The following is an 889-nucleotide window of genomic DNA, read 5'->3' as shown; positions in this document are numbered from 1 at the left end:
GGCTGAGGTTGCGGCGCCGGCCCCGCCGTTGCCCGCAGTGCCGGCATCCCCGCCGGCCCCGCCGGCCCCGCCGGCCCCACCGGTACCCGAGCCGAGGGCAGCACCGCCGGCATCACCGTTAGCTCCTGGGGCGCCCACACCGGCCAGACCGCCTTCACCGCCTTTGCCGCCGGCCACGCCGTTGCCGCCGTTACCGCCGTTGCCGCCCGTGCCGCCGGCGCCGCCGGCCGCACCGGCCCCGCCGTCACCCGTGCCGGTGCCCTCACCCCCGTGCGGATCGATGATAATGGGTTCCGAGGGTGAGCCGCCGGCGCCGCCTTCGCCGCCCTCGCCGCCGTCGCCGCCGGTTTCGCTGGTGCCGTTGTAGGTGATGGCGTTGGAGCCGGCACCGCCGTTGCCGCCGGCGCCGCCGTCGCCGTTGGCGCCGGCCGCGCCGCCGTTGTAGTTACCGGTGATCGCGTTGCCGCCGTCACCGCCGTCCCCGCCGGCGCCGCCGGCGCCGCCTTCGCCGCCGTTGTAGCCGTTGCTGTTGACGCTGTTGCCGGTGACCTGGAAGCCGTCGCCGCCGTTGCCGCCGGCCCCACCGTTGCCGGCTGCTCCACCGGCGCCGCCGTCACCGCCCAGCTTGCCGCCGTTGCCGCCGGCACCGCCGTCACCACCGGTGCCGCCGTTACCGCCGGTGCCGCCGTTGCTGTCGACCGGCGCGACACCGTTGGAGCCGGCCCCGCCGTTACCGCCGGTGCCGCCTTGGCCGCCGTTGGCGACCCCGGCGCCGCCGGTGCCGCCTTGGCCGCCCTCGCCGCCGTTACCGCCGGCATAACCGTAGCCGGCGTACTGGCCGGAGGTGATGTTACCGAAGGCGTTGCCGCCGGCGCCGCCGTCGCCGCCG

Annotated in this window: 1 pseudogene; it reads right to left on the bottom strand. The window is 77.7% G+C overall.

What is annotated here, in order from left to right:
• Positions 1-889, bottom strand: a pseudogene (locus tag F6Q13_RS18030) (PE family protein); the annotation flags it as partial.

The sequence above is a fragment of the Mycobacterium sp. genome (assembly GCF_008709575.1).
Taxonomy (GTDB): domain Bacteria; phylum Actinomycetota; class Actinomycetes; order Mycobacteriales; family Mycobacteriaceae; genus Mycobacterium.
This window is presented reverse-complemented; position numbering and strand designations above follow the sequence as displayed.